General features: G+C 62.1%; 23 protein-coding genes and 1 riboswitch. Of the genes, 15 read left to right on the top strand and 8 right to left on the bottom strand.

Annotated features, from left to right (window positions below; translation table 11 throughout):
• Window positions 1–60: 60 nt before the first annotated feature.
• Entirely contained in the window at window positions 61–1299 is a 1239-nt protein-coding gene (locus ACQRA4_RS04070; RefSeq protein WP_427821809.1) for an HD domain-containing protein, read from the bottom strand.
• 301 nt (window positions 1300–1600) lie between these two features.
• On the opposite strand from ACQRA4_RS04070, the gene rplM reads away from it, so the two are divergent.
• From rplM to ACQRA4_RS04025, 9 genes are all read left to right on the top strand, one after another.
• Window positions 1601–2035 (top strand): 50S ribosomal protein L13, encoded by a 435-nt coding sequence (rplM, locus tag ACQRA4_RS04065; protein ID WP_427821808.1) that lies wholly within the window; start codon window positions 1601–1603, stop codon window positions 2033–2035.
• Between the two features lie 12 nt (window positions 2036–2047).
• On the top strand, window positions 2048–2440 hold the full coding sequence (gene rpsI, locus ACQRA4_RS04060; RefSeq protein ID WP_297849390.1) for a 30S ribosomal protein S9: 393 nt from the start codon (window positions 2048–2050) through the stop codon (window positions 2438–2440).
• 110 nt (window positions 2441–2550) lie between these two features.
• Entirely contained in the window at window positions 2551–4365 is a 1815-nt protein-coding gene (locus tag ACQRA4_RS04055) for a YcaO-like family protein (RefSeq protein ID WP_427821807.1), read from the top strand.
• A gap of 165 nt (window positions 4366–4530) precedes the next feature.
• The gene (locus ACQRA4_RS04050; RefSeq protein WP_427821806.1) at window positions 4531–5679 is read left to right on the top strand and encodes an ABC transporter substrate-binding protein; all 1149 of its coding nucleotides are present in this window, start codon (window positions 4531–4533) and stop codon (window positions 5677–5679) included.
• A 133-nt stretch (window positions 5680–5812) separates the two neighbouring features.
• Window positions 5813–6706 carry a branched-chain amino acid ABC transporter permease gene (locus ACQRA4_RS04045; protein WP_427821805.1) on the top strand — a complete coding sequence of 298 codons (894 nt, stop codon included), beginning with the start codon at window positions 5813–5815 and terminating at the stop codon, window positions 6704–6706.
• Window positions 6706–7743 carry a branched-chain amino acid ABC transporter permease gene (locus ACQRA4_RS04040; protein WP_427821804.1) on the top strand — a complete coding sequence of 346 codons (1038 nt, stop codon included), beginning with the start codon at window positions 6706–6708 and terminating at the stop codon, window positions 7741–7743. The genes ACQRA4_RS04045 and ACQRA4_RS04040 overlap by 1 nt, the downstream gene beginning before the upstream one ends.
• The gene (locus tag ACQRA4_RS04035; RefSeq protein ID WP_427821803.1) at window positions 7740–8558 is read left to right on the top strand and encodes an ABC transporter ATP-binding protein; all 819 of its coding nucleotides are present in this window, start codon (window positions 7740–7742) and stop codon (window positions 8556–8558) included. Before ACQRA4_RS04040 ends, ACQRA4_RS04035 begins: the two co-directional genes overlap by 4 nt.
• Window positions 8551–9273 (top strand): ABC transporter ATP-binding protein, encoded by a 723-nt coding sequence (locus ACQRA4_RS04030; RefSeq protein ID WP_427821802.1) that lies wholly within the window; start codon window positions 8551–8553, stop codon window positions 9271–9273. Before ACQRA4_RS04035 ends, ACQRA4_RS04030 begins: the two co-directional genes overlap by 8 nt.
• Window positions 9274–9512: 239 nt before the next feature.
• Window positions 9513–12152 carry a M16 family metallopeptidase gene (locus tag ACQRA4_RS04025; RefSeq protein ID WP_427821801.1) on the top strand — a complete coding sequence of 880 codons (2640 nt, stop codon included), beginning with the start codon at window positions 9513–9515 and terminating at the stop codon, window positions 12150–12152.
• 243 nt (window positions 12153–12395) lie between these two features.
• Here ACQRA4_RS04025 and ACQRA4_RS04020 read toward each other — a convergent pair whose 3' ends face one another.
• Together ACQRA4_RS04020 and ACQRA4_RS04015 are read right to left on the bottom strand one after the other, a co-directional pair.
• A complete protein-coding gene (locus tag ACQRA4_RS04020) occupies window positions 12396–12566 on the bottom strand; it encodes a hypothetical protein (protein ID WP_427821800.1) in 171 nt (56 codons plus the stop codon).
• A gap of 10 nt (window positions 12567–12576) precedes the next feature.
• Entirely contained in the window at window positions 12577–13473 is an 897-nt protein-coding gene (locus ACQRA4_RS04015) for an ornithine carbamoyltransferase (RefSeq protein ID WP_427821799.1), read from the bottom strand.
• 210 nt (window positions 13474–13683) lie between these two features.
• On the opposite strand from ACQRA4_RS04015, the gene ACQRA4_RS04010 reads away from it, so the two are divergent.
• The 6 genes from ACQRA4_RS04010 (at window position 13684) to nifS (ending at window position 18633) form a co-directional block, all read left to right on the top strand.
• Window positions 13684–14337, top strand: a complete 654-nt coding sequence (locus ACQRA4_RS04010) for an HAD family hydrolase (RefSeq protein WP_427821798.1) — start codon at window positions 13684–13686, stop codon at window positions 14335–14337.
• Between the two features lie 21 nt (window positions 14338–14358).
• A complete protein-coding gene (locus ACQRA4_RS04005; protein WP_427821797.1) occupies window positions 14359–15075 on the top strand; it encodes an ATP-binding protein in 717 nt (238 codons plus the stop codon).
• 155 nt (window positions 15076–15230) lie between these two features.
• Entirely contained in the window at window positions 15231–16172 is a 942-nt protein-coding gene (gene metA / locus ACQRA4_RS04000; protein WP_427821796.1) for a homoserine O-acetyltransferase MetA, read from the top strand.
• A 39-nt stretch (window positions 16173–16211) separates the two neighbouring features.
• The gene (locus ACQRA4_RS03995) at window positions 16212–16652 is read left to right on the top strand and encodes an RrF2 family transcriptional regulator (RefSeq protein WP_427821795.1); all 441 of its coding nucleotides are present in this window, start codon (window positions 16212–16214) and stop codon (window positions 16650–16652) included.
• Window positions 16639–17475 carry a Fe-S cluster assembly protein NifU gene (gene nifU / locus ACQRA4_RS03990; RefSeq protein ID WP_427821794.1) on the top strand — a complete coding sequence of 279 codons (837 nt, stop codon included), beginning with the start codon at window positions 16639–16641 and terminating at the stop codon, window positions 17473–17475. Before ACQRA4_RS03995 ends, nifU begins: the two co-directional genes overlap by 14 nt.
• Before the next feature lie 3 nt (window positions 17476–17478).
• Complete coding sequence (nifS, locus tag ACQRA4_RS03985; RefSeq protein ID WP_427821793.1) at window positions 17479–18633, top strand: cysteine desulfurase NifS; 1155 nt, start codon at window positions 17479–17481, stop codon at window positions 18631–18633.
• 195 nt (window positions 18634–18828) lie between these two features.
• Here nifS and nrdG read toward each other — a convergent pair whose 3' ends face one another.
• From nrdG to rsmA, 5 genes are all read right to left on the bottom strand, one after another.
• Window positions 18829–19368 carry an anaerobic ribonucleoside-triphosphate reductase activating protein gene (nrdG, locus tag ACQRA4_RS03980; RefSeq protein ID WP_427821792.1) on the bottom strand — a complete coding sequence of 180 codons (540 nt, stop codon included), beginning with the start codon at window positions 19366–19368 and terminating at the stop codon, window positions 18829–18831.
• On the bottom strand, window positions 19361–19531 hold the full coding sequence (nrdD, locus tag ACQRA4_RS03975) for an anaerobic ribonucleoside-triphosphate reductase (protein WP_427821791.1): 171 nt from the start codon (window positions 19529–19531) through the stop codon (window positions 19361–19363). The genes nrdG and nrdD overlap by 8 nt, the downstream gene beginning before the upstream one ends.
• 205 nt (window positions 19532–19736) lie before the next feature.
• On the bottom strand, window positions 19737–22004 hold the full coding sequence (locus tag ACQRA4_RS03970; RefSeq protein ID WP_427821790.1) for an anaerobic ribonucleoside triphosphate reductase: 2268 nt from the start codon (window positions 22002–22004) through the stop codon (window positions 19737–19739).
• 124 nt (window positions 22005–22128) lie between these two features.
• Window positions 22129–22310, bottom strand: a riboswitch (cobalamin riboswitch).
• Window positions 22311–22747: 437 nt separating this feature from the next.
• Window positions 22748–23020 carry an HU family DNA-binding protein gene (locus ACQRA4_RS03965; RefSeq protein ID WP_427821900.1) on the bottom strand — a complete coding sequence of 91 codons (273 nt, stop codon included), beginning with the start codon at window positions 23018–23020 and terminating at the stop codon, window positions 22748–22750.
• 310 nt (window positions 23021–23330) lie between these two features.
• Window positions 23331–24170 carry a 16S rRNA (adenine(1518)-N(6)/adenine(1519)-N(6))-dimethyltransferase RsmA gene (gene rsmA, locus ACQRA4_RS03960; protein WP_427821789.1) on the bottom strand — a complete coding sequence of 280 codons (840 nt, stop codon included), beginning with the start codon at window positions 24168–24170 and terminating at the stop codon, window positions 23331–23333.
• Window positions 24171–24172 lie beyond the last annotated feature (2 nt).

Here is a 24172-nt window from a genome sequence, read left to right as displayed (position 1 = left end):
GCGCGGGCGTCCGCTCTTGCCGCCGCCGAGAGTGCCCGCCTTTTTCAGGGGCAATTCGCTTTAATCGAAGTCAGCCAGCAGGGCGCCCAGATGCAGACATTCCAGCGGGCTTTCGCAGAGTTTGGCCTTGAGCCGGGCCTGGGCTTCCAGCAGGTGCGGCGAGGAAACCCCGTTGCGTATGGAGCTGTGCGCCTCCAGAAAGGCGGCCAGCCAGTCGCAGATTTTGAGCATCTGGCCGTCCTTGGGGTCCAGGGCGTCGCGGTTGGCGTCGCGCTGAAGCGCTTCAAAGCCGTCCACCTTGACAATGCTTGCCCCTTCCCGCCGGCATTCCTGAAATTCCGAGCCGACGCCCAGACCCAGATAGTAGGAAATGCGCTCCACCAGAGGGCCGAAGCCCTGTTGGCGCAAAGGGCGGAAAATGCGCCGTTCCAGCTCCGCCTCTTCGTATTCTTTGATGATCAGGGGCAGACTGGCCACGGACTGCTTGACCGGGGAAATGATGTCGCGGGTCAGCAACTCCGGCAGATCGTGAAACAGGCCGCAAAAAAAGTTGTTGTTGGCCCTGGCCGTGCATGCGTTCACCGAAAGGCTGAAAAAGTAGGCGAAGGCGGCCACAATGAACATATGCCCCAGAACCGAGGTGGCCGGAATGCGCGGAGCCTGGGTCCAGCGAATCTGGAAACGCAGCTGGCCGCAGAGGTTGGCCAGCCTGGCCAGGGCCGTGCTGGGCGTAAGAATGGCCTCCATGCCCTTGAGGTCGCGCAAGGCATCCAGACGTTCCACAAAGGAAAGATCAATGTCGCTCATTTCATCGTCAAAACCGTTGAGCGGCTTGATGAGGTGAAATTCCCACTGCGAGGCGTACAGGTGGGCCGCCGTGAGAATGCGCCGGTCCAGCCCGTTCTCGCCGTCATCCAGATGCCATGCCCGCATGCGCCCCCAGAAATCCCCCAGCGGGGCGAGCACCGGCTCCAGCCGGGCCAGAACATGCTCGGTAAGCTGGCGGTAATGGACGGGATTTTCCTTGATTTTGTAAAAGACCGGCGGCTTGATGTCAGTGATGATCAGGCGGTAGAAGTAGTCGAACAGGCCGCCCTCAATGATGCCGCGAGCCAGGGCCAGACGCCGGCTTTCCGGCAGGCCAAGCGAATTTTCGTGCCAGAGTACGCAGGCCAGCAGCATTTTATGCGCCTGCTTGTCGATTTCCAGCAACTCCACGGGGCGCAGCTTGTCGTTCCAGCGCAGCATGTACGCGCCGGAAAAGATGAATTGAAGCAGGCTCTTGCGAATGAGCGGCATAGTCTGTCCTTAGAAAAAAAGAAGGGGCGCGTGCCGGGGCATGCGCCCGCGCTGTGAAAGCCCGGCAGCCCAAGTATACGGTTCTGGCGCATAAAGCTCAAGTGGCGCGGCCCGGTCGGAAAATCCCTGTCGTGCGCGGATGGAGCTTGACACCTTTCAGCCTTTGGCGTATCAAATCAACCTTTGCAGTGATCCTGCCGCCATCCCGTTAGACGGCGCGACGCTGGACGAATTTTTCCCAGCCTGACGGCTGCCGTATATTTTTGCTGCTCATTCCAGCAGATGTGAGGAGTTCTTTCTGATGAAGACGTTCAGCCCTACCCCCAAAGACATCAACCGCCAGTGGTTTGTGGTTGACGCCCAGGATCAGGTTCTCGGCCGTCTGGCCAGCCAGATCGCCCATCGCCTGCGCGGCAAGCACAAGCCTGAGTTTGCCCCGCATATGGATAATGGGGATTTTATCGTGGTCGTCAACTGCGAAAAACTCAAGGTGACCGGCGCGAAAATGACTGACAAAAAATATTACCGGCACTCCGGCTGGGTGGGTGGCCTCAAGGCCACAACCCTCGGCGATGTGCTGGCCGACAAGCCTTCGCGCGTTCTGATGGCCGCCGTGCGCGGCATGCTGCCCAAGAACCGCCTGGGCCGCGCCATGTTGAAGAAACTCAAGATTTATGCCGGGTCCGAGCATCCGCACACGGCCCAGAATCCTCAGCCGCTGACCCTGCCTTACTAAGGAGTGCACGCCATGAGCGAAAAATTTGAATACGGCACCGGCCGCCGCAAGACCGCTACGGCCCGTACCCGCATTTACGCCGGTTCGGGCGGCATCACGGTTAACGGGCGCTCCTTTGAGGAGTATTTTCCCCGTAAGACCCTCCAGATGATCATCCGCCAGCCTCTGGTGCTGGCCAAGCTGGCCGAAAAGCTGGATGTGCGCGTCAATGTGGCGGGCGGCGGCGTGAGCGGCCAGGCCGAAGCCGTGCGGCACGGCATTTCCCGCGCGCTGCTGCTGGTGGATCCGGCGTTGCGCCCGGTGCTGAAAAAAGCGGGCTTTCTGACCCGCGACGCCCGCAAGAAGGAACGCAAAAAGTACGGTCTGCGCGCGGCCCGCGCCCGGTACCAGTATTCCAAGCGTTAATCCGCCTTGTATCCGGGGAAATCCTTCAGGGTTCCCCGGTTTGGTTCTTGCGCCATGTGCGGGCCTCGCGGCCCGCTTTTTGTTTACAGCTTTTGCCAGCGCGAGGAAGCATGTCGTCCGGCCATTCCCGATTTTCGGATTTTTCTTCGGCAACGCCCGCCGTGCCTCATACGGATTACGCCTACATCCACGCTGAAACCCTGGCCACTACCGGATATTTTTCCTGTGAGCCGCCGTCCTCCCTCAGTCTGGACGATGCGCTGGCGCAACTGGAAGAGACGCCGCTGGACGACTTTCTGCATCAGCATCTGCTGCGGGCGCTGAGCAAAAAGCGGCCGGAGGAACTGCGTGACCTGGCCGCGACCTGTTACGATGCCGCGGTCGACGTCTTTACGCGTCCTGCCCTGGCTGGCCTGCTGCTGGAATGCGCCTTGCTGCTGCCCGCATGGCGGGAAGCGTATGACGCCTTTGCTCCCTTCCCGGCTGACGCCATGACGCGCCTGGCGCCTGCCAGCCCGGCCATTTATCTGCGCGCCGCGCTCCAGCCGGAGCGCGGGGCCGTCGCCGTCTGGAGCGCGGCCTTTCGCGGCAATATCTGCGGGCACCATGTTCTGCCCCGGCCTGACGAGACGGATATGCCCCCGCTGTTCAGCCGGGAGGCGCTGGAAAAAACAGCGGAGGAAATGAGCGCGCGCGCCGGCGTTCTGGCCCGTGAGCACGCCCGCATGGCGGCTGAACACTGGACGCCGCGTGAGCGCCCCCCGGCCGGGGAGACGTTTCTGCGCGCCGTGGATGCCCTGATGGAAGCGGGTTTTATTGACGGGCCGGAAATGCGGCACGAGGCTTCGCTTTCGCCCATTGCCCTGCTGCGCTCCTGGCGGGTGGACGTGAGCGTGCGCAACGGCCGCCTGTCGCATACGCTGCGCGGCCAGGCCACGGCTTACGGGCGGGGGCTTTCGCTGGCCCAGGCGCGCGCTTCTTACGCCATGGAAATTGTGGAGCGGGCCAGCGCGTATGTCAGCGTGGGGCCGGGTGAAGAGGGCAGCGGCGGGCTGGTGCTGGACCGCAAGCTGCCCCTGCCGCTGGTCAGAGCCCGTTATGCTGAGTTGACGGCGCGGGGCAGGCCGGCGCTGAATCCTGATCTGCTGCCTCTGGAAGCCCCCTGCCCGGACGCTCCCCTGCACTGGCTGACGGCCCGATCCGTGGACGGCGGGGAAGTGCTGGTTCCGGCCCAGGCGGTCTTTCTGTTCTGCAATCTGGATGAACCGGGGCTTTTTCTGGCCGGCGGCTCCACGGGGCTGGCGTCGGGCAACAGCCTGGATGAAGCAAAGGTGGCGGCGCTTACGGAAATTATGGAGCGCGACGCCGAGGCCACCACGCCTTTCAGCCGGGCGCGCTGCTTTACCCTCAGAAGCCGCGACCCGCGCATCCAGAGCCTGCTTGAAGACTACGCGGCCCGCGGCATTCGCGTCCAGTTTCAGGATATTACCACCGAGTTGGGGCTGCCTGCGTATCAGTGCTTTGTCACCGCCCATGACGGCGTTGTGGCGCGGGCCACCGGGGCCGGTCTGAACGGCGCGCGCGCCGCCCTGGCGGCGCTGACCGAAACGCCCTGGCCCTATGTCTGGGCGCAACCGGCACCCTTCGGCAGGGCGTCCGGCCCCGGTCTGGCCGGGCTGCCCGAACGTGTGCTGGAAGACCTGCCGGACTACAGCCTGCCGTCGGCCGAGGCCAACCGCCGCCTTCTGGAATGCGTTCTGGCCGCGCACGGCAGAAGCCCGCTCTATGTGGAACTGAGCCGCGCGGATCTGGCTCTGCCCGTGGTTCGCGCCCTGATTCCCGGCCTGGAGCTCAATGCCGAATGGGACGGCTTTTCACGGCCGAGTCTCCGCCTTTTCGCGCGCTACACGGGCATGTTCGGATAGCCCGGTTCGGAGTGAGCGCTGTTTTTGTGAATTGCGGCAAAAGCCCAAGTGGTCTATACTAAATGGCGCATGCCTGTCACAGCGGCGGGAGGACCGCCGTCGCGGGCCGCTTCGGCGGCCGGCGCGGGCCTGTCGTGTCGAAAACCGCACAACCTGGAGGGGGAGATGAAACTGGGCAAATATCTCGCGGCGCTGGCCGCGCTGACGCTTTCGCTGGGCCTTGGGGCGCAGGCCGCGCCCGCCGCGGACAAAGATCCCATCAAAATCGGCGTGTATCTGCCGCTGACCGGTCAGAACGCCTTCGGCGGCCAGCTGGAGCTGGAAGGCGTGCGCCTGGCCCAGAAAGAAATGCCCACAGTGCTGGATCGTCCCGTGGAGCTTGTGGTTGTGGACAACAAGTCAGACAAGGTGGAAGCGGCCAATGCCGTGAAACGCCTTGTGGAACGCGACAAGGTCGTGGCGCTTATCGGCACCTACGGTTCCTCTCTGGCCATGGCCGGCGCTGAAGTGGCCGAAAAGGCCAAAGTGCCTGGCGTGGGCACCTCCTGCACCAATCCTCTGGTGACCCAGGGCAAGAACTACTATTTCCGCGCTTGTTTCATTGATCCTTACCAGGGCGCGGCCGCGGCCACCTATGCCTTTGAAAACCTTGGCTTCAAAAAGGCCGCCGTGCTCATGGACATGACCAACGACTACGCCGTGGGCCTGTCCAGCTTCTTCTCGCGTTCCTTCAAAAAACTGGGCGGCGAAGTGGTTGCCAACCTCAAGTACAGCTCCGGCGACCAGGACTTCACGGCGCAGCTCACCGAGCTGATCTCCAAAAAGCCCGATATCGTCTTCATGCCCGCCTATTTCGCCGAAGGGGCCATCATCATGAAGCAGGCCCGCGAACTGGGCGCCACCTTCCGCCTGATGGGCGCGGACGCCATGGATAACCCGGATACCGTCAAGCTGGGCGGCAAGGCCGTGGAAGGCTTTTTGCACACCACCTTCCCCTATGACCCCAAAATGACCAACATGAGCCCTGAGGCCGCACGCTTCACCGAAGCCTGGAAAGCCGCCTACCCCGACAAAGAAACCAACGTCAACGGCGCGCTGGGCTATAACTGCTACTTCCTGATCGTGGACGCCATCAAGCGCGCCGGCTCGGCCGAGCCCCAGGCCATCACCAGGGCGCTGGCCGAAACCCAGGGGCTGCCCACCGCTCTGGGCAAGCTCTCCATCAACAAAAGCCACGACGCTGAAATGCCCGTGGGCATCATCGAATACAAGAACGGCCAGCGTGTCTATGTGGGCGAGGTAACGCCCAAGTAAACCGGTCGCTCATCATGGCCCCGCGGCGTATCCTCGCCGCGGGGCGTTGTCCGTTTACTGTTCCGCGTGAGTGACGCTGTCCGCAGGCCGGTTCCAGGCCGCTTGCCGGAAAGCGGGCGCGCAGAGGTGGTTCATGAGCCTTGACATGTTTCTGCAGCACTGTTTCAACGCCCTGACCCTGGGCTCGCTCTACGCGCTGATCGCCATCGGCTATACCATGGTTTACGGCATTTTGCGCCTGATCAACTTCGCGCACGGCGACATTCTTATGGTGGGCGCGTATTTCGTCTTTTTCGGCACGTTCGCCTTTGGCTGGCCCTGGGGCGTTGCCGCCATCATGGCCATCGCCGGGGCCAGTCTGCTGGGCGTGGTCGTGGAGCGGGTGGCCTACCGGCCCTTGCGCGACGCCCCGCGCATTTCGGCCCTGATCAGCGCCATCGCGGTGTCGTTTTTTATTGAAAGTCTTGCCGTGGTGGTCTTTACCGGCCAGCCCCGGCCCGTGCTTCAGCCGGAATGGCTGGTTTCGGAATGGCAGGTGGGCGGCCTGCGCATCCTGCGCCTGACGGCCTTTGTTCCGGCCATGACCGCCGTTCTGGTGGGCATTTTGCTCTACATCGTCTACCGCACCAAACCCGGCCTGGCCATGCGGGCCATCTCGAAAGATATTGAAACCACGCGCCTGCTGGGCGTGCGGGTGGATAACATCATCGCCTTCACCTTTTGCATAGGCTCGGCCCTGGCGGCGGCTTCAGGCATCATGTGGGCCTTGCGCTATCCGCAGGTGCATCCTTACATGGGCATCATGCCCGGCCTGAAAGCCTTTATCGCCGCGGTGTTCGGCGGCATAGGCTCCATTCAGGGCGCGGTGATTGGCGGCGTGGCCCTGGGCTTTGTGGAAATCATGACCGTGGCTTTCATGCCCGAACTTTCCGGCTACCGCGACGCCTTCGCTTTTGTGTTGCTGGTGCTGGTTCTGCTGTTCAAGCCCACAGGTCTGTTGGGCGAACGCATGGAGGAAAAAATCTGATGCGTCTGAACCGCGGCGCCATCCTGAACATTGCGGCCATGTTTCTGCTGGGCTGCGCGCTCTGGCAGGCGGAAAGCTTTCTGGGCGACTACCAGATATACATCGCCAAGCTGATTTTCATCAACATCATTCTGGCTCTTTCCCTGAACCTGATTTACGGTTTTACGGGGCTGTTCTCTCTGGGGCACGCCGGCTTTATCGCCGTGGGGGCCTATGTTTCGGCCCTGTGCATCCTTTCGCCGGAGCAAAAGGAGATGATGTGGATTCTGGAGCCCATCATCTGGCCTTTCGCAGAGCTGTTCACGCCCTTCTGGGCATCCGTGCTGGCCGGGGGCGTGGTGTCCACCGTCTTTGCCTTTTTCATCGCCGTGCCCGTGCTGCGCCTGGGCGACGATTATCTGGGCATTGCCACGCTGGGTTTCGCCGAGATTATCCGCGTGCTCATCGTCAACGCCACGGCTGTGACCAACGGCTCTCTGGGCATCAAGGGCATCCCGGCTCATGCCACTCTGCTGGCCTGCTACGGCTGGGCGCTGTTCACGCTCATCGTTCTGGCGCGTCTGGTGTTCAGCAATTTCGGCAATGTGCTGCGCTGCATCCGCGACAATGAAATCGCCGCCAGCGTCATGGGCATCAACGTCTTTCGCTACAAGGTGCTTTCTTTCTGCATCGGCGCTTTTTTTGCCGGGGTGGGCGGGGCGCTGCTGGGCAGTCATCTTTCCACCATTGACCCCAAGATGTTCAACTTTCTGCTGACCTTCAACGTGCTCATGTTCGTGGTGGCGGGCGGGCTGGGTTCGCTGACCGGCAGCATTCTCGGCGCCACGGTGATCACCATCCTGCTGGAATGGCTGCGGGCCATTGAGGAGCCCATGAACCTGGGCTTTGTGGAGCTGCCGGGCATTCCGGGCATGCGTATGGTGGTTTTTTCTCTGGTGCTGCTGGCGATTATCCTTTACCGGCGTGAAGGCATCATGGGCACGCGCGAGCTGACCTGGACGAGAATTTTCGCCTTCCTGAGGGGGCATAAGGCATGAGCGGCTTTGTATTGCCCACGGCGTCCGACTATGCGGACGCGCTGCTGCTGGCCAGGGATGTGACCATGCGCTTCGGCGGGGTGACGGCCGTGAGCGAGCTGAGCCTTGCCGTTCCGCGGGGGAGCATCGTGGGCGTCATTGGCCCCAACGGCGCCGGCAAGACTACGGTATTCAACGTGCTGAGCGGCTTTTACACCCCCCAGGAAGGGGAGGTCATTTTCGCGGGCAAGAGCATCAAGGGCCGCAAACCCTATGACATCTGCCGTCTGGGCATGGCGCGCACCTTTCAGAATATCCGCCTTTCGCAGCAGATGAGCGTGCTGGAAAACATCATGGTGGGCTGTCATGTGCGCCGCCACTGCCCCTGGTGGATGGCCCCGCTGGGGCTGCCGGCCTATTGCCGGGAAGAGGCGGACATCGCCCGCAAGGGGCGTCGGTTGGCCGAGCGCGTGAATCTGGGCGATCAGTTGCATGAAAAGGCGGGCAGCCTGCCCTACGGGGCGCAGCGCCGTCTGGAAATCGCCCGCGCCCTGGCCACCGAACCGCGCCTGCTTCTGCTGGACGAACCGGCGGCGGGCATGAACCCCCAGGAAAGTCTGGAGCTGATGCATTTCATCCGGCATATCCGGGATGAGTTTGATCTGACCATTCTGCTTATCGAGCACGACATGAAGGTGGTCATGGGCGTATGCCAGTATATCTGGGTCATGGAGTACGGCGCGCTGATCGCTGAGGGCGATCCAGAGGCCGTGCGCAACAATCCTGTGGTCATCCGCGCCTATCTGGGCGAGGATGTGGCGGTGCAGCATGCTTGAAATACGCGATCTTCATGTGCGCTACGGCGGCATTCAGGCCGTGCAGGGCGTCAGCCTTTCCATTGCGCGCGGCAGCATAGTGACCCTGATCGGGGCCAACGGGGCCGGCAAGAGCAGCATCATCCGTTCCATCGCCGGGCTGAACAAAACCATCAGCGGAGAGCTTTTCCTCACCCGGCATGAGGGCGAAAAGCCGGTATCGCTCATGGGCCTGAAACCTGAAGACATGGTGCGCAAGGGCATTTCCCTGTCGCCCGAGGGGCGTCGCATCCTGCCCCACCTCAGCGTGGAGGAAAACCTTTATCTGGGCGCGTATTCCCGCAAGGACAGTGACGGAATAGCGACGGATCTGGAGTGGGTATACAGCCTTTTCCCCCGCCTCAGGGAGCGGAGCTGGCAGAAGGGCGGCACGCTGTCCGGCGGCGAACAGCAGATGCTGGCCGTGGGCCGGGCGCTGATGAGCCGCCCGGATCTGCTCATGCTCGACGAGCCTTCACTGGGCCTGGCCCCGTTGCTGGTGCGTGAAATTTTCGAGATCGTCAAGCGAATCAACGCCGAGGGCAAAACCGTGCTTCTGGTGGAACAAAATGCCTTTGCCGCGCTTTCCGTGGCCCATTACGCCTATATTCTGGAGGTGGGCCGGGTGGTGCTGGAAGGGCCGGGCCGGGAATTGCTGGAAAACCCCAAGGTCAAAGAAGCCTACCTGGGCGGCTGATTCCCATTATCCCTTCCGCGGCGCGCCATGTCGCGGGGAAGCCGGGCAAGCACAAAAAACGGCTCCGCGGAGAGGTTTTCACCGCTTGCCTTGCATGGCGGCAGTCACTATTATTATCGGATGGAATGCGCAAAACGCCTTCCATCCGTTTTTCATATGCACTGAACGGCTGTTTCCGGCGGGCCTGCGCGCCATGCGCCCCTGCCGGAAGGCTGAAAACCGCTTTTTCGGGAGTTTTAATGCGACGCATTGTTTCCTTGTTTGTTCTGACGCTGTTCATGGCCATAAGCGCCTCGGCGGTCGTGGCGGCAACGCCGGCGGAGGAGGCTTCCGCCGCCGGTCATCTGATCCGGCTGCCCAACGGGTTCAGCGTGTATATCCTTAAGGATACGCGCTTTCCCCTGGTCTGCACCCGTCTGTATGTGCGCACGGGTTCGGCCAATGAAGAGCCGGGCCAGGCGGGCATCAGCCATCTGCTGGAGCACATGGTTTTCAAGGGCACGGAACACCGGCCCAAGGGGCAGGTGGCCCGCGATGTGGAGGCGCTGGGCGGCTACCTCAACGCGGCCACCAGCTTCGACAAGACCTGGTACATGACCGATATGCCCGCCGCCCATTGGCGCACGGGCATGGACGTGGTCAAGGATATGGCCTTTCAGGCCCGGCTGGACCCCAGGGAACTGGAGGCCGAAAAAAATGTGGTCATTTCCGAGCTTCAGCGCGGCGAGGATTCGCCCATGCGCAAGCTCTATGAAAATCTTCAAACGGCAGGGCTTAAAAATACGCCTTACGGCCGCCCCATCATCGGCTATGTGGACACCATCAAGTCCGTCACCGCCCAGAACCTGCGAGATTATGTCAAACGCTGGTATCAGCCCCGGAATATGCTCTTGCTGGTGGCTGGCGACATTGAGCCGGACGCGGTGCTCTCCCATGCCCGAAAGCTTTTCGGCGGCCTGAAGAACAGCGGAGATCTGCCCGCGCCCCCGCCTCTGGATCTGACTGACGCGGCGGGCGGCCCGCGTGTGGAAGTGAGCCGCGGCCCCTGGAGCAAGGTTTATCTGGGCATAGCCCTTCCCGCGCCCGGTCTGCGCGACCTGCGCGCGGTGGAACTGGACGTGCTCAGCTATCTGCTGGGCGGCGACGGCGCCTCGGCCTTTTACCGCAAGTACAAATATGAAAAGCAACTGGTGGACAGCATCAGTGTGGACAATATGAGCCTGGCTCGCGCGGGCCTGCTGACCATCACCGCCCAGCTTGACCCCGGCAAGGTGGAAAGCTTCTGGCGGGAACTGACTGAAGACCTGGCCGCTCTCAAAGCCGGCGACTTCAGCGCCGACGCCGTGCGCCGGGCCAAGTTCAATCTGGAGGACGGCATGAACCGGGCCGGGGAAACCCTCAACGGGCTTGCCGCCTGGAAGGGCGTCGTTCAGTTTGATCTGGGCGGGGAGCAGGCGGAGCGCAATCTGCGTTTCACCCAGCGCAATGTGGATGAAAAACAGCTGCAGAGCGCCATTGCCCTCTGGCTTGCGCCAGAGCGGGCGCGGGTGCGTGTGCTTGCGCCGGAAGGCGCGGCCCTGCCGGATATGGAAGCCATACTGCAAAAGAACTGGCCCGCCGGAAGCGGCGCGCAAAAAGCCGCAACGGCCCGCGCAAACGCCGGAACGCGAGAAGTGATCCAGCTGGGCGAGGGCCGCACCCTGATTCTTATTCCCGACGCCACGGTGCCCTATATCTCTCTTGATTTGATGCTGCCCGGCGGCAACGCCCTGCTCAAGCCCGAGCAGCAGGGCCTGGCCGACCTGACCGCCCGTCTGCTCACCGACGGCAGCGGCAAGCTGGACGCCCAGGGCGTGGAACGCTATTTTGCGGAACGCGCGGCCGCCGTTTCAGCCAGAGCGGGCTTGCAGACCTTCGGCATTTCGCTGACCGGGCCGTCACGCTTCAATGCCGATTATTTCAGCGCCCTGGGCGACATGTTCGCCAGGCCACGCTTTGAGGCCGGGGAACTGCGGCGCGAGGTGGAGAACATGAAATCCGCCATCCGCCAGCGCGCGGACAGGCCCCTGGCCTATATGTTCGCCAGGCTGAACCCTTTCCTCTATCCCGGCGGGCAGCCCTACGGCTTTGACGGCCTGGGCGCGCCGCAAAATCTGGATGGCTTTGACCGCAAGGATGTGCGGGCTTTCTGGCGTCGGCAGACCGCCCAGCCGTGGGTGCTTTCCGTGGCGGGCAGTTTTGAGCGCGAGGCAGTGCTGGCCTTTGCCCGAAGCCTGCCCGCGCCCGAAGGGCGGGCCTTTGCCGCGACAGCGCCCGCCTGGGGCCGGGACAGAACACTGAACCTGAACCTGCCGGGCCGCCATCAGGCCCACTTGCTGCAACTCTTCAAAACAGTGCCGCCCACCCATCCAGACGCGCCGGCCCTGATGCTGTTGCAGGCCGTACTGTCGGGTCAGAGCGGTCTGTTGTTCAGCAGGCTGCGCGACGAACAGGGGCTGGGCTATACCGTGACCGCCTTCAACCGCAGCATGCCGGAGGCAGGCTTCATGGCCTTCTACATCGGCGCCACGCCGGACAAGCTGGAGCAGGCCCGCAAGGGCTTTGCCGGCATTATCGCGGACCTCAAGGCCAAACCCCTGCCCAGGGCCCTGCTGGCCGCCGCAGGCAACCGCCTGCTGGGCGAATATCTGCGTGACAGGCAGAGCCTGGCGGGCCGCTCCGGCGAAGCGGCGACGGATGCCGTGCTGCGTTATCCGCAGGATTTTCAGAAAGAGCTGCTCAACAAGGCCGCCGCCCTGACCCCGGCTGACGTGCAGGCCGTGGCCCGCAAATATCTGAACCAGGCTGGCGCTTATGAGCTGACCCTCTTGCCGCGTTAGGGCCTGCCAGCGCTCTGCCTTTTTGCCCGCCTGCGGCGCTGGTTTTTCCCTGCTTTTTCGGTCGGGGCAGAAGAGCGCATGTCCTCAAAGCGGGGCATCCGCCATGAGGGCAAGCAGAAATGAGAGCATTTCGCGCATGAAGTGCCCTGCGGGGGCGGGCGGGGCGAGACCCCGCCGCGCCACCGGAGCGAACTCGCGATTCACTAAAGCCGAAAGCCCCGGCAATGCGAGCGGCATTGCGGTTTACGCGCGCTGTTTGCGCGCCAGGCTCAACAATGCGGCGCAGAAGACCCGCAGAAAGTCATTGACCTCTCCCGCGCCGGGGCTGAACCGTCGCGGCCCCTTGGCCGGAACTGCGGCGGCGCACATGGCAAAGCGCGACCGGGGCCGCGCTTTGCTGAAAAATTCCGGCATGACTGATCCGTTAGGCAGGGTTTTCTCCATCCTGGAACACCCAGTGCAGAATGCGCTTGTGCACCCGCAAGCGGAACTCTGATTGGCGCACCAGTTGGGATGCCGGGCTGGAAAGCACCTTCTGATCCACAGGAATGGCCTGCACCGGCGAGGCGCTGAGCAAAAGGCGCGCGTCTGGAGCGGCTTTGCTCATCAAGGCGGCGTCGAGCCGCCAGGGGGCGATGTCTTCACGGCTCATGCCGCCCCGGCAGCCGGCCAGCACAAAATTGGCGTTTTTCACCGCTTCTTCGGGCGTATCCACAAAGGTCACCGGGGTTTGCAGGCGGTTTGCCTCAGCCTGAAGCGGGGCAGGGTCCAGATGCGGGGGCAGGGCCACGCGCAGACTGAAGGGGAACCAGGCCGTGGCCGCAATGAGCGAATGGAGCGTGCCGTTGGCGCAGCCCAGCCAACCGGCGGTGACGCCTTGCAGATAGCGCGACGACCGCAGCATGCAGGCGATGTCGGCCAGGGCGTGGGCGGGATGCGCGTCAGGGCTGCCCGCGTTGATCACCGGAAAATCCACATCAGCGGCGCGCATGTCCCAAGTGCTCACCGGCAGGCCATAGGTATACAGGCAATCCATATAGTAGCCGAAAATCGGCATCAGGTGTTCCTGATAGTCGTTCAGCTCCGCACGCCAGGCGCCTTGCTGCTCGCCCTCGTACACCGTAAAGCCGCCCATCTGCCGCACGGCCGCCGTCACGCAGAGCCGTTCAGGCAGGGAAAGCTGGGCGAAAATCAGCACCGCCACCCGTTCGGTCATGAAGTCGCTGCGCGATTTGGCATCCGGAATGCCGATGGCCTGCTGCACCAGCAGCCAGCATGTGTTCTCGCCCAGATCCTTGATGGTCAGTACATGTCTTGGCATGGGTTCCTCCAGTGAGGGTCGGTACGGGCGGTATGCCGCGACCGGACATGAATGAACTGTAACAAGGCGTCCCGGCCCTGTCCAGAAGACCAGAAGGGGCGATAGGCCCAAAGCCGGGCCAGCCCCGAATGCGGGCTTGGGTTTATGCCGTTTTTCGGCTATGCTGCGACCATATCCCATGAGCGGTTTTCGCCGCTCCGGAGCGGGCATATGAAGGCTTTTATTTTTGATCTGGACGGCACCCTGCTGAACACGCTTGAAGACATAGGCCGGGCCTGCAACGCTGTGCTGGCGGCCCACGGTCATCCCGCCCATCCCTTGGCGGCCTACCGCCGTATGGTAGGCAACGGGTTCAGCCGCCTGGTGCGCAGCGCTCTGCCCCCGACGGCCCTGCGCGATCTCGCGCCCGAAGCGCTCGACGCCCTGGTGGACGAGGCCCGCCTCTGGTACGGGCAGCACATGCGTGAGCGCACCCGCCCCTATGAGGGCATGCCCGACGCCCTGACGGCGCTGGCCCGGCGGGGCCTGACCCTTGCCGTACTTTCCAACAAGCCCGATGAACTCACGCGGGAGCTGGTCAGTCATTATTTTCCGCACGTTCCTTTTGCCGACGTGCGCGGCGGACGGCCCGGAACGCCGCTCAAGCCCGATCCCGCCGCTCCCGGGGCCATGCTCGCCCAACTGCATCTGGAGGCCGGACAATGCTTTTATGTGGGCGACAGCGATGTGGACATGCTTACGGCGCGCAATGCGGGCATGGTCTCCGTGGGCGTGGCATGGGGGTTTCGCGGTCTGGAAGAAGTGCGCGCCGCGGGCGCGCGGCATCTGGTGAACACGCCGGCGCAATTGCCGGAACTGATATGACAGTTGACATAAGGAAGTCACATGAAACGACCCGTTATTGAAATCGACGAAGCGAAATGCAACGGCTGCGGCCAATGCGTGCTGGATTGCGCCGAGGGCGCTCTGGCTGTCATTGACGGCAAGGCCCGCCTGATCAGCGAAGTGTTCTGCGACGGCCTGGGCGCCTGCCTGAACTGCCCTCAGGGCGCGCTGAGCCTGACCACGCGCGAGGCGCCGGAATTTGACGAAAAAGCGGCCCTGGCGGCCAAGGCCCGGCGTCAGGCATCGGACGGCGCGGCGTCGTCGGCGCGACATACGGCTGGCGGCTGCCCCGGCAGCGCCCCGCGCGATCTGCGTGACCCGCGCTTCCTGGGCGCGCCAGCCGCCATGGTTGCCAGTGAGGCGTTGCGGGTTGAGCTGCCCACCTGGCCCATCCAGTTGCGGCTGGCGTCGCCCCGGGCCCCCTTTCTGGACGGCGCGCGCCTGTTGCTGGCCGCCCATTGCGCGGGCTTCGCCTTGCCCCGCCTGCATCAGGACTGGCTGCCGGGGCGCGTGCCGCTCATCGCCTGCCCCAAGCTGGAAGACAGCGCGACGCTGCTGGAAAAGCTGACCGACATCCTGCGCGGCGGGCGCATAGCCAGGCTTACGGTGCTTCGCATGAGCGTGCCCTGCTGCGGCGGCCTGGACCGTCTGGCCCGGGAGGCCATGAAGGGGGCCGGCTGCGACCTGCCTCTGGAAAGCCATGTGGCGCGCCTGTGAAGCGCCGGAAACCTCGCGCCGCTGAAAAATTTTTGCCATGCCTTGACAAATCATAGCGAATTACTATGATTTTAATGCGGCGCGCCACCGCCGCGTGACGCATCTGAGATAAGCAGGCACTGCTTTTTTGCAAGACCATGTAAAGGATTTTGGCCATGCCCATCAAGATTCCCGCCGATCTGCCGGCCCGCGCCGCTCTGGAGGGCGAAAACATTTTCGTGATGACCGAGGAGCGCGCCCGGCAGCAGGACATCCGCCCTCTGGAAATAGTGATCGTCAATCTGATGCCCACCAAGATCGCCACAGAAACGCAATTGTTGCGCCTGCTGGGCAATTCGCCCATTCAGGTCAACATCACCCTGCTGCGCACGGCGGCGCATGAGTCCAAAAACACGCCGTTGCGCCATCTGGAGCGTTTTTACAAGACATTCGCCGAAATCCGCCACCGCAGCTTCGACGGCATGATCGTTACCGGCGCGCCGGTGGAGCATCTGCCTTTCGAGGATGTGGACTACTGGCAGGAACTGCTGGAAATCATGACCTACGCCCAGGGGCATGTCTATTCCACGCTCTACCTTTGCTGGGCGGCCCAGGCCGCCCTGTACCACTTCTACGGGGCGCCCAAGTACATTCTGCCGGCCAAGATATCGGGCATATTCCGCCATGAGGTGCTGCACCCGGAGTGCCGCCTGTTCCGGGGTTTTGACGATGAATTTCTGGCCCCGCACTCGCGTCACACCGAAGTGCGCGCCGAGGATGTGCTCAAGGCGGCCAACCTGCGCATTCTGGCGCGATCCGCCGAGGCCGGGCTGACCCTGGTGGAGAGCCTGGATCACAGCCAGGTGTTCATGACCGGCCATCTGGAATATGACCGCGGCACGCTGGACGCCGAATACCGGCGCGACCTGGCCAAAGGGCTGAACCCCGCGATGCCCCGGCACTATTACCCCGGCGACAATTCCTCGGCCATGCCGCTGATGACCTGGCGGGCGCACGCCCATCTGTTCTACAGCAACTGGCTCAACTATTACGTTTATCAGGAAACTCCCTTCAGTCTTACGGCCATCTCCCGACGGCGCGAGCCGCAAGAGAGATAATCTGCCGGGCTCCTGCCCCGGCGCAATGAGGTGCTGTTTATGCGTTTTTCCACCAGAACCCGCTACGGTTTGCGTTTTCTGCTGCGGCTGGCGGCCCAGCCCAGGGACAGTCTGCTGCAACTGGGCCAGGTGGCCCGTGAGGAAAACATCTCCTCCGGCTATCTGGAACAGATTGTCCGGGCCTTGAAGCCTCTGCATATCTTGCGCGCCGTGCGCGGTTCGGGCGGCGGCTACGCGCTGGCCAAGGCCCCGTCCGAAATCAATATGGAAGACGTTTTTTTGCATCTGGAGGGTGAAATAGCGCCGGTGCGCTGTCTGACCAAGGGGCGACCCTGCCAGCGTGAGGGCCAGTGCTCCACGCGCGGCTTCTGGAAAGAACTGGACAGCCACATTCGTGGTTTTTTGCACCAGCGCACCCTTCAGGAAATCATAGAATCTGAAAAGCGTTCCGCTTCAGGAGGCAATCATGTGGAATTATAGCGAAGCCGTGCATGATCATTTTCTGCACCCGCACAACGCCGGCCCTCTGGCCGACGCCAACGCCGTGGGCGAAGTGGGCAGCCTGGCCTGCGGCGACGCCCTCAAGCTCTATCTGAAAATCAGCGCTGACGGCGTCATCGAAAAGGCCGGCTTTGAGACCTTCGGCTGCGCCAGCGCCATCGCTTCCAGCTCCGTGCTCACCGACATGATCAAGGGCATGAAGGTGGACGACGCGCTCAAGCTGACCAACAAGGACATTGCCAACGCCCTGGGCGGCCTGCCCAAGCAGAAGATGCACTGTTCCGTCATGGGTCAGGAAGCCCTGGAGGCGGCCATCCGCCAGTGGAAAGGCGAACCGCCCGTGCCCCACGCCCACGAAGAGGGCAAGCTGGTGTGCAAATGCTTCGGCGTCACGGACGCCCAGATTATCCGCGCCATCCGCGAAAACAATCTGAAAACCGTGGAAGAGGTCACCAACTACACCAAGGCCGGCGGCGCGTGTGGCGAATGCCTGAACGAGATTTCAGAGATTCTCGCCGCCGAGCTCAAGCAGAAGCCGCTGACCGAGCTGAGGCCCGAGCCGCGCATGACCAATGTGCAGCGCATGCAGCAGGTGCTCAAGACCATTGACGAGGAAATTCGGCCCCAGCTCGCGGCCGACGGCGGCGACATAGAACTGGTGGATGTGGACGGCAAGCGGGTGACCGTTTCCCTGCGCGGGCGCTGTTCGCGGTGCCGCTCCAGCGAGGTGACCATCCGCAATCTGGTGGAGCGTCTGTTGCGCGAACATGTGGAGTCCGACATCGTGGTGGAGGAGGCGTAAACCATGAAAACCATCTATCTCGACAATAACGCCACCACAGCCGTGGCCCCGGAAGTGCTCGCGGCCATGCTGCCCTATCTGGGCGAACTGTACGGCAACCCCTCCAGCATGCACAGCTTCGGCGGCCAGGTGGGCGAAGCCGTGGACACGGCCCGCGAGCGCATGGCCGCCCTGCTGGGCGCGCATCCAGATGAGATTATTTTTACCTCTTGCGGCTCGGAAAGCGACAATACGGCCATCTGGTCCGCCATCCAGACCCAGCCGGAAAAGCGTCACCTGATCACCACCCGCGTGGAGCATCCGGCGGTGCTCAATGTGGTTCAGTACTGGGAGCGCCAAGGCTATCATGTGACCCTGCTCGGCGTGGACGGCAAAGGCCGCCTGGATATGGACGAATACGCCGCGGCCCTGTCCGACGACACGGCGCTGGTGTCCATCATGTTCGCCAACAACGAGGTGGGCGACATCTATCCCATCCAGACCATGGCTGAAATGGCCAGGGAACGCGGCGTGCTCTTTCATACCGACGCGGTGCAGGCCGTGGGCAAAACGCCCATCGACCTGCGCCATCTGCCGGTGGACATGCTGTCCCTGTCCGGTCACAAGATTCACGCGCCCAAGGGCATCGGCGTGCTCTATGTGCGCAAGGGCGTGCGCTTCCGTCCGTTCATGCGCGGCGGCCATCAGGAACGTGGCCGGCGGGCGGGCACGGAAAACGTGCCCTATATTGTGGGGCTGGGCATGGCCGCCCAACTGGCCAGCGAACACATGCAGGAAGAACGCGTCAATGTGGCCCGGCTGCGCGACAAGCTGGAAAACGGCCTGCTGGAACGCATTCCTGACTGTATGGTCAACGGCGACATGGAAAACCGCCTGCCCAACACCAGCAATATCGCATTCAAGAATGTGGAGGGCGAGGCCATCCTGCTGATGCTCGACCGCCTGGGCGTCTGCGCCAGCTCCGGTTCGGCCTGCACTTCAGGCAGTCTCGAGCCTTCGCATGTGCTCAGGGCCATGGGTCTGCCCTTCAACTACGCCCATGGCTCGGTGCGCCTTTCTCTCTCCCGTTACACCACGGAAGAGGATGTGGAGTATGTGATTGAAAACTTCCCCGGCGTCATTGAAACCCTGCGGGCCATTTCACCCTTCAAGAACTAGGGCTAGCGTCTGCTTGCAAAAGTAGACGCAACAAAACCCGCAAGGGTTTTGCGGCGGCGTAGCCGCCGTGAGTGAGCGAAAACCACGTTTTTTCGCGAACGATCCTGCAAAAATTCCGCGCAGAATCTTTGCGATTAGACACTGGCTGGACGGCCCGCTTCCCGACGCCGGAGGGCATTGCCTCTCCGGCGTTTTTTATGCCTTTGCGGCGGCCAGCGCGCGCCGCTGCTTTCTGTCCAGCAGGCGCTGATTGGAACTGCCCCGGAAAGGCAATTCCAAATCCCGCAATGCCTCCACATACGGCCCGTCGACAAGCAGATCGGTCAGTTCCAGCAGGCGGGCCGCGTCCGGTTCAGCGCCGCGTTCTGTCCGCGCCAGCAGAGCCTCATAGGTATAGCCGGTATAGGTGATCACATCGCCGCCCCTGGCGCGGACTTTCTCGGCCACGGCACAGAGCGCCCCGGCCTGGAGAAAGGGCTCGCCGCCGGAAAACGTGACGCCGTCCAAAAGCGGATTTTCGTCGTATTGCGCGAGAATTTCTTCCACATGGCGGACAAAACCGCCCTCCGGGTCGTGCGTTTCTGGATTATGGCAGCCCTTGCAGCCGTGTGGACAGCCCTGGGTAAAAAGCACAAGGCGCAGGCCCGGCCCATCCACAATGGATTCTTCCACAATGCCGGACAAACGCAGGCGCGCCCGCTCCGGCATTGCGGAAACAAGGTCGCGTTCAGGCATGCCGAACCCGGTCGTGCTCCTCCGCGCGCTTGGCGTTGTTGAAGCGATCCAGGGTGCCCACCAGATAGCCGGTAATCCGGCGGATGCGCTCAAAGCCCACACCCTGGCCCACCATTTTCTGTTTCAGTTTCGTCTCCTCAAACAGACGCGATTCCATCAGCATTGCCGTAGTCTCCTTTTCAGTCTCAACACAGATGAATATCAGAAACGCTTACAGCGTTCGCGGCCTTGCCTCGCAAGACCGTCCGCAAAGCGCAAACGGGAAAACCCGCTTTTTCCCGTTCAATGCGCGGGTTGGCGTGCCTTGTTCCACTCTCTGACAGCAGAAGTGTTTTCCGTGTATGAAGAAGCCGCCGCGCCCCGTCCGCTCATTCCCATTTAGGGGTCTGGGGAAATTTTCTGCGCAGTTCCCGCAGCTTTTCCAGACTCACCCCCTCGCCCTCGCGGCGGCCGCAACGCGGGCAGACATCGCCGATGACGCCCGTATAGCCGCAGATGGGGTCACGATCCAGGGGGTGATTGATGGAGCCGTAGCCCACGCCCTGGTCATGCATGTAACGGATGATCCGCTCAAAGGCCTGAAGATTTCTGCAGGTGTCGCCGTCCAGCTCCACATAAGTGATGTGCCCGGCATTGGTCATGGCATGGTAGGGCGCTTCCAGCTGAATTTTTTTAAAAGCCTTGATGGGATAGTAGACCGGCACATGGAAAGAATTGGTGTAGTAGTCGCGGTCCGTGACGCCGGCAATGCTGCCGTAGCGCTCACGGTCCAGCGCCACGAAGCGTCCGCTCAGGCTTTCCGCCGGGGTGGCGATAAGCGAGAAATTCAGGCCGGTCTTTTTCGCCTCTTCATCGGCGCGGCGGCGCATGTGCCCGACAATTTCCAGGCCCAGCTTCTGCGCCTCCCCGCTCTCGCCGTGGTGCGCGCCCAGCAGGGCCTTGAGCGTCTCGGCCAGGCCGATAAAGCCCACGGTCAGGGTGCCGTGCTTGAGCACCTCGCCGATGCTGTCATCCCAGTCCAGCTTGCCGGAATCCAGCCAGATGCCGTTGCCCATGAGGAAGGGATAATTGCGCACCTTTTTGGCGCTCTGAATTTTGAGCCGGTGCAGCAACTGGCGGAACACCAGATCAATCTTGTCATCCAGCAGGGCGTAAAATTTTTCCACATCGCCCCGCGCCTCCAGACCCAGGCGCGGCAGGTTCACGGAGGTGAAGCTCAGATTTCCGCGTCCGCAGGTCACCTGGCGTTCCGGGTCATGCACGTTGCCCAGCACGCGCGTGCGGCAGCCCATATAGGCCACTTCACTGTTGTAGTCGCCGCTCTTGTAATACTGGAGGTTGAACGGCGCATCAATGAAGCTGAAATTGGGGAAAAGACGCTTGGCCGAAGTTTCCATGGCCAGTTTGAACAAATCGTAATTGGGATCGCCGGGGTTGTAGTTGACCCCTTCCTTGACCTTGAAAATCTGCACCGGAAAAATGGAGGTTTCGCCGTTGCCCAGGCCAGCCTGGGTGGCATGGAGCAGGTTTTTCACCACCATGCGGCCCTCGACGGAAACATCCGTGCCATAATTGATGGAGCTGAACGGCACCTGTGCTCCTGCCCTGGAATTCATGGTGTTCAGATTGTGAATCAGGGCTTCCATAGCCTGATACACGCGGCGGTCTGTATTGCCCAGAGCTTCCTCCGCGGCATAGGCATGGGCGCGTCCGGCCAGCTCCCGCCACTCCGCGGGCGCGCGCTCGTCCAGTGCGCGGGCCAGAGCCTCCGCCCCGGCCCGGTCTATGGCGACGGTCGGGCGCAGGCCGGCGGCCTTCAGCAGTTCCTCCGTCAGCGTTGCGGCCGAGGCGGCGTCCAGGCCGCCCGCGATGCGCAGGCAGGCGCAGAAAGCCTTGCGGTATTCCTTGGCGTAGGTTTTGGCCACGCCGGGCGCCATGGCAAAATCAAAATGCGGCACGCTCTGGCCGCCGTGCATTTCATTCTGGTTGGCCTGAATGGCGATGCAGGCCAGGGCTGAATAGCTTTCAATGGAATTGGGCTCGCGCAGATAGCCATGCCCGGTGGAAAAACCGTTTTTGAACAGCGGGATCAGGTCGATCTGGCAGCAGGTTTCCGTGAGCATGTAGAAATCTTTGTCATGAATGTGAATATCGCCGTTGGCATGCGCGGCCGAGGCGTCCTTGGGCAGAATGTAGTTGTCGATAAAAAACTTGGACCCCTCGGAACCGTATTTGAGCATGGTGCCCATTGCCGTGTCGCCGTCGATATTGGCGTTTTCCCGCTTGATGTCCTCCCGGATGGCCGGGGAGTACGTCAGCTTTTTGTAAATGTCCATGAGATAGGATTCCGCGTTGCGTATCTTGGCGTGCTCGGCGCGGTAGAGAATATACGCCTTGGCGGTTTTGGCGTAATCGTACTGAATCAGGCTTTCCTCCACCACATCCTGAATTTCTTCCACATGGCGGAGGTTGCGTTCTTCCAGCTTTTTGCAGACTTTTTCCGTGACGAAGAGCAGATCGGTGGGGGACATGTCCTCGCCGCCCACGGCCTGATTGGCCTTGGTGATGGCGTTGAGAATCTTGACGGAATCAAAGGGCGCGGACGCGCCGTCCCGTTTAATGATGGTGGCGGGCATGAAATACTCCGGGCATGGGGGCTGGTACGGTAAAAATACCTCCCCCAAAGAGGAGGGCGGAGGAGGAGTCTGATCCTCATTGTCGGATCTGTCGGCAAAAGCCCCGTTGCCGATGATCCATCCTCGGAAACGATGTGCGAAAGCAGGTCTTCCGGCTTGCCGGCTCGCTTTTCGGCCTTCCCGGCACAAGTCCAGTGGCGCGCGGGGAAAAGCGGCATCAGTTCGGCGTACGGCGGCGGGTCCGCTCCCGATTTGAACGGGATTCCCTATGAAGCCCCGAAGGGCGCTTCCGCGAGTCTAGAAATAGTCAAAACACTCCCCTTCTGTCAATGAGGGGCGCAAAAAAAGCCTTCCTTGCTTTGTAGCAACATATTGAAATATAATGTATTTTTTATCACGCGAGCACAACCCGGCAAATTCCCTCATTAAAAAATACGCCATGCTTTTTGCTTGTCGGTAGAAGGGGAGATTTTTCCGCAGGGCATTTCATGCGCGAAATGCCCTGATGCGGGCTGAATCCGAAGCATGCTCAGCTTGAAAGGGGTCTGCCGACCAAGCGTGAGCTGCCGGCAGACCCCTTTCAAGCTGAAACTATCTGGAAGTCATTTCGCAATTCGGCCAAGAGCCGGATTATGGAGCGCATTCGTCCCAAAATGCGGTTTTTGGCTCAGTTACGGCGTTTTTCACGCCGCGCCGGGCTCCCGCCCGGCGGAAGTCATTTCATGCGAACCGTGGACTGACTTCTAATTCAGGGCGTCTTTGAGCATTTTGCCGGGACGGAACTTGACCATCTTGCAGGCGGGGATGGTCAGGGTGGCGCCGGTGCGCGGGTTGCGGCCCTGGCGGGCGTTGCGGCTTTCCACGGCGAAAGTGCCGAAGCCGGTGAGGGTCAGTTTGGCTTCCTTGCACAGCGCATCTTCCACGGACGCCAGAAAAGCGTTGAGCGCGCGTTCGGCGGCGGCCTTGGTCAGATTGGCCTTGGCGGCAATTTTTTCAACCAGATCAGCTTTAGTCATCATATCCTCCTGAAGATTTGCCAAAAGATATCACACGCCAGATTTCCCGGTATCCGCCCGCAAAGGCGCGCGGCAGGCCCGTGGCGCGAACTCTCGATACAATAGCGTTATGGCGGCGGGCTTAACTCAACCTTTTTGGGTTCGGCTTGTCAAGATTTGGCGGCAAAAAAGCGGCAAGACGCCGAAAATCCTCCTTGCTCAGAGCTTCCGGCCGCAGATGGGAAGCCAGCCCCGTCTGTTCCAGAGCCGCTTCCAGCTTCGGCAGGCCCGTGGCGCGAACTCTCGATACAATAGCGTTATGGCGGCGGGCTTAACTCAACCTTTTTTGGTTCGGCTTGTCAAGATTTGGCGGCAAAAAAGCGGCAAGACGCCGAAAATCCTCCTTGCTCAGAGCTTCCGGCCGCAGATGGGAAGCCAGCCCCGTCTGTTCCAGAGCCGCTTCCAGCTTCGGCAGACCCGCGCGGCGAAAGATGCCGCCCAACTGTTTGCGGCGCTGTTGAAAGCAAATTCGCAGCAGGCGGGACAGGGCGTCGGGCCGGTCGGGCAGAGAGTGGGCCGGCAGCGGCTCAAAGGACAGCACGGCGGAATCCACTTTGGGCGGCGGACTGAACGCGCCGGGCCCCACCACAAATTCCAGGCGCGGCCGGGTGTAGCTTTGCACCCAGACCGAGAGCGCGCCGTAATGACCGCTGCCGGGCGCGGCGGCCAGCCGTTGCCCCACTTCCTTCTGAACCATGAACACGGCCCGGCTCAGGCCCCTGGATCGGGAGACAATGTCCCAGATCAGGGGCGAGGCCACATTGTAGGGCAGGTTGCCGATGATTTTCCAGGGGCGCTCCGGTTCGATGCGTCTCCAGTCAAAGCGCAGGGCGTCGGTCAGCACGGCCTGGGTGCGCGGCCCGGCCATGCGTTGCCGCTCGGCCGCCCAATGGCGGTCTTTTTCCAGCAGCAGCAGGCAGGCGTGCGGCCCGCCCTCCAGTGCCCTGGTCAGCGCGCCGGGGCCGGGGCCGATTTCCAGCACGCGATCCTCAGGCCGGGGCAGCAGCAGGGCGGCGATGCGCGCGCAAATCTCTTCCCGGCGCAGAAAGTGCTGCCCCAGGCTTTTCTTGGCGCGCGGCGCGGGCAGGCTGTTTTTCAGAGATGCGGGCATGG

It is taken from the genome of Desulfovibrio sp. SGI.169 (genome assembly GCF_050313595.1).
GTDB lineage: Bacteria > Desulfobacterota > Desulfovibrionia > Desulfovibrionales > Desulfovibrionaceae > Desulfovibrio.
This window is presented reverse-complemented; position numbering and strand designations above follow the sequence as displayed.